This window comes from Stenotrophomonas sp. 05L44_2 (assembly GCF_056665995.1).
In genome coordinates this window covers 1-4,564 of sequence record NZ_JBFTNR010000327.1, presented here as the reverse complement: position 1 = coordinate 4,564, position 4,564 = coordinate 1, and the positions used below count along the sequence as shown (strand labels likewise).

The 4,564-nt window shown below is 68.6% G+C and carries 4 protein-coding genes; 1 reads left to right on the top strand and 3 read right to left on the bottom strand.

The genetic code is table 11. The features are described from left to right. The 3 genes from AC1VAN_RS12590 to AC1VAN_RS12580 all read right to left on the bottom strand — a co-directional run. On the bottom strand, window positions 1-674 hold a 674-nt coding region (locus AC1VAN_RS12590), incomplete at its 3' end, for a DEAD/DEAH box helicase (RefSeq protein WP_480985904.1). After that, window positions 671-2,278, bottom strand: coding sequence for an ATP-dependent DNA ligase (locus tag AC1VAN_RS12585; RefSeq protein WP_025879174.1), 1,608 nt, complete (start codon window positions 2,276-2,278; stop codon window positions 671-673). The genes AC1VAN_RS12590 and AC1VAN_RS12585, both read right to left, overlap by 4 nt. Further along, entirely contained in the window at window positions 2,275-3,273 is a 999-nt protein-coding gene (locus AC1VAN_RS12580) for a ligase-associated DNA damage response exonuclease (protein WP_032977105.1), read from the bottom strand. The genes AC1VAN_RS12585 and AC1VAN_RS12580 overlap by 4 nt, the downstream gene beginning before the upstream one ends. A gap of 114 nt (window positions 3,274-3,387) precedes the next feature. Between AC1VAN_RS12580 and AC1VAN_RS12575 the strand changes: the two genes are divergently transcribed. Next, window positions 3,388-4,564, top strand: a 1,177-nt coding sequence (locus AC1VAN_RS12575) for an acyl-CoA dehydrogenase family protein (RefSeq protein WP_480985903.1), incomplete at its 3' end; no start/stop codon positions are given.

Genomic DNA, 4,564 nt, shown 5'->3' with positions numbered 1-4,564 from the left:
GGCCGCTGCCGTGCACCTTCCACGATCGTTGCCTGTGGACGGTGTGGCAGCAGTACGTCGCGTGCCTGTGGCAGGTTGCCCAATGTGGCCGACAGCCCCCACAGCTGCATCGCCGGGGCTGCCTCACGCAGCAGCGCCAGATTCAACTGCAGCAGCACGCCGCGCTTGTTGCCSAGCAGYTCGTGCCATTCGTCCACCACCACGCAGCGCAGTTGGCGCATGCGCTCAAGGGTGTCGGGATAGCTGAGCAGCAGCGCCAGCGACTCCGGCGTGGTGACCAGCACGTCGATGCGACCTTCGCGGGCCAGGCGCCGGTCGCGGTTGCTGGCATCGCCGCTGCGCAGCCCCACGCGCCAGCTCAGGCCAAGGCCGTCGATCGGTGCCTGCAGCGCACGTGCGGTATCGCTRGCCAGCGCACGCAGCGGCGTTACCCACAGCACCTGCAGCGGGCGTACCGCGCTGGCGCGACGCGGTGCGGGGGGCGGGTCGAGCATCGCCTGCAACAAGGGGCCGCCGAACATGGCAAGGGTCTTGCCGCTGCCGGTGGGCGTGTGCAGCAGGCCAGATTCGCCCGCCAGGTAATGACGCCACATGGCGTGCTGGAAGGGCAGGGGGCGCCAGCCGCGGCTGCCGAACCATGCGTGCAGGCGCTGCAGCGCATCGCTGCGCTTCATCGCGCCAGCGCCTGCAACTGGGCCAGGTGGTCGGCTTCGGCAGCCGGCTTGTCGTGGCGCCAGCGCAGGATGCGTGGAAAGCGTACGGCGATGCCGGACTTGTGGCGCGCGCTGCGGTTGACTGCTTCGAAACCAAGTTCGAACACCTGTTCAGCACTTACGCTGCGCACCGGGCCGAAGCGTTCACGCGTGTGCGCGCGGATCCAGCGGTCGAGGGCGAGGATTTCCTTGTCGTCCAGACCGGAATAGGCCTTGGCTACTGGAACCAGTGTCTCGCCGTCCCAGACGCCGAAGGTGTAGTCGGTATACAGCGTGCTGCGCCGACCATGGCCTGCCTGCGCGTACAGCAACACCGCATCGATCGTGAGCGGTTCGACCTTCCACTTCCACCAGTCGCCACGGCGACGCCCGGACTGGTAGACCGAATCACGACGCTTGAGCATCAGCCCTTCCACGCCACGCTCGCGCGATGCTTCGCGCAGCTGCGCGGCATGCTGCCAATCGTCGGCGTCTACCTCGGGCGAGAGCTGGATGCGCGGATCGCCGAGCGCGCCGACCACCTCGGCCAACTGCACGCGTCGCTGCTGCAGCGGCAGTGCACGCAGGTCCTCGCCGTCGCGTTCAAGCAGATCGTAGGCGAGCACGCGTACCGGCGTGTTGCGCAGGGTGGCGGCGCCGGGTTTGCGGCGCTGGATGCGGGTCTGCAGGGCGGTGAATGCACGCGGCAGATTGTCGGCGTCGTCCCATGCCAGCAGCTCGCCATCGAGTACGCAGCCATCGGGCAGAGACGCTGCCGCCTGCTCGATCTCCGGGAAGCGACCGTCCAGCCGCTCTTCGCCGCGCGACCACAACGCCACCTCACCCTGGCGCCGCAGCAGCTGCAGGCGGATGCCATCCCACTTCCATTCCAGCAGCCAGTGGCTGATGTCGCCCAGCCGCTCGGTAGGCTCGCCTTCCAGCGGCGAAGCGAGGAAGAACGGGTAGGGCTGCTGACGATCGGTCGGCAGTTCTTCGGCAGACAGCAAGGTGGTAAGCAGGCCGGGGGAGGGCACCCAGTCGCCGAGCATGCGCTGGGCGATGCGGGCGATATCCAGCCCGGACCACTCGGCCAACGCCTGCTGCACCACGCGCTGCGATACGCCAACGCGCAGCGCGCCGGTCAGCAGCTTGTTGAAGACCAGGCGTTCGGCCGATGCCAGCTGTCGCCAGCCGTCGACTACGGCGGCACGACGCACCGGCTCCGGCTGGTTGGCAACGGCAAGCAGGTGGTGTTCGATCCAGTCGGCCAGAGGCCGATCCTCGGCTTCGGTGGCCGGATCATCCAGCAGCAGGGTAAGCGTTTCAGCAAGGTCGCCGACCTGCGCGTAGCTGTCTTCGACCAGCCAGGGGGGCAGGCCGGATTCGTCGGCGATCCACGCCCGCAATTCGCCGCTGCCGGCAATCTTCCGCCGCGCGCCGCCCACTTTGCCGCCGCTGAGCAGGTACAGCGCCCATGCTGCGTCATGCGGGCGTGCGTGCTGGAAGTAATCGATCAACGCCGCGCGCTTGTCCAGCGTCGCCGTGCTGCGATCCAGCCGCTGGTAGAGCGCGGCGAAGGCCTTCATTCCTCGCCTCCGAAATCGGTGCGGAACGCTTCGGCCGCAACGCCGCGTTCGCGCAGGTACGGAATCAACGCATCGGTGTTGCCGTGGGTGGCAATGACCCGCTGCGCGCCGGTCTGGGTGATGGTCTGCAGCAGCGCTGGCCAATCGGCATGGTCGGAGATCACAAAGCCACGGTCGACGTTGCGCCGGCGGCGGTTGCCGCGCAACTGCATCCAGCCCGAGGCGAAACCGAGCTGGTGACGGCCGAACCGGCGCAGCCACGGCGTACCGGCGGCCGAGGGCGGGGCCAGGATCAGCTGGCCGGCCGCATCGGGCTGACGCCCCTGTTCGGCAACGGTGAGCGTGTCGAGCATGGGCACACCGGCCTGGCGATAGACGGCCACGCCGTTGGCGATGGCGCCATGCAGCCAGGCAGGCTGGTCATCCACCGCACGCAGCTCGGCAAGCACGCGTTGCGCCTTGCCCAGCGCATAGCAGAGCAGCACTGCCGCTTCGCCCCGCTGCGCGCACTCGCGGCGCCAGGCGGCGATCTCGGCCGCCACGGCACGGGTATCGGGCCAGCGGTAGATCGGCAGCGCAAAGGTCGCCTCGGTGATGAAGGTATCGCAGGGCACCACTTCGAATGCAGTGCAGGTGGGGTCGGGCTGGCGCTTGTAGTCGCCCGACGCCACCCAGACCTGCTCACCATCGTCGATGCGCACCTGCGACGAGCCGAGCACGTGGCCGGCGGGATGCAGCGATACCTGCACCCGGCCCAGCGCGAACGGCACGCCCTCGGCATGCGCGTGCAGCGGCACATCGCCCAGGCGCCAGCGCAGGATCGGCACGCTGCCGGTGCTGCAGTGGTACTCGCCCATGCCCGGACGCGCATGGTCGCCATGGCCATGGGTGATGACCGCGCGCGGTACCGGCCGCCAGGGATCGATATGGAAATCGCCTGCCGCGCAGTACAGCCCTTCCGGCCGCAGTACTACCAGATCGTCTTTGCCTGCCATGCCGTCACTGTGGCGGTCCGGTCGTGCACGTGGCGAGAATCGGCCTGAACGCGGGGTTGCCGGGCGATACGGCACAATCGGACCGCACACCTCTTGCCGGCGGGGAAGGAACCGATGAGTGGACCGAGCTTCAACAGCAGCGCCCCCTACGAAACCCATGTGGTGCTCAACCAGCCGCCGCCGTTCGCCGGCCGGCAGCTGTGGACCGACGACATCGCATTGATGGAGGCCGTGCAGCGCGAGGGCGCGGCGGCGTTCGCACCGCGGTTGGCGGCGTACGGAGGACTGGCCGGCGACGCGCTGTACCGCATCGGCTTCGACGCCAACCGAGATCGCCCACGCCTGCGTACCCATGATGCGCAGGGCCATCGCATCGATACCGTGGAATTCCATCCGGCGTATCACCAGTTGATGCAGACGGCCAAGGAACATGGCGTGGCAGGGTTGTCCTGGCACGAGCCGCAGCCCGGCGCGCATGTCGCGCGCGCTGCGCTGAGCTACCTGCACCACCAGGCCGAGGCCGGCACCAGCTGCCCGTTGACCATGACCCACGCCGCGGTAGCCGTGCTGCGCGGGCAGCCGCATCTGGCCGAGTGGTCGCGCAAGGCCGCCGCACCGGTATACGACCCGCGCGATGTGCCAGTGGCCGACAAGSMCGGCATCACCCTGGGCATGGGCATGACCGAGAARCAGGGWGGYTCGGAYGTGCGCGCCAACACCACCCGCGCCGAACCCATCGACGGCGAGCGCTATCGGCTGATCGGCCACAAATGGTTTTTCTCCGCACCCATGTGCGATGGCTTCCTGGTACTGGCGCAGGCGCCGGCCGGATTGACCTGCCTGCTGATGCCACGGCGCCTGGCCGACGGCGATCGCAATGCATTCCGCCTGATGCGCTTGAAGGACAAGCTGGGCGACTGGGCCAACGCATCCAGCGAAGTGGAGTTCTGTGGCGCACAGGCCTGGCGTGTGGGCGAGGAGGGACGCGGGGTGGCCACCATCATCGGCATGGTGATGATGACCCGGCTGGACTGCATGCTGGGCGCTGCGGCGGAAATGCGCATGGCGCTGGCGCAGGCGCTGCATCACGCGCGGCATCGGCGCACCTTCGGCAAGCCACTGATGGACCATCCGCTGATGGGCAACGTGCTGGCCGATCTGGCGCTGGAATCGGAAGCGGCCACGGTGCTGGCGATGCGCATCGCACGCGCGGTCGATCGCGCTGGCAGCGATCCGGCCGAGGCCGCGCTCGCGCGGCTGGGTACGGCCTTGGGCAAGTACTGGATATGCA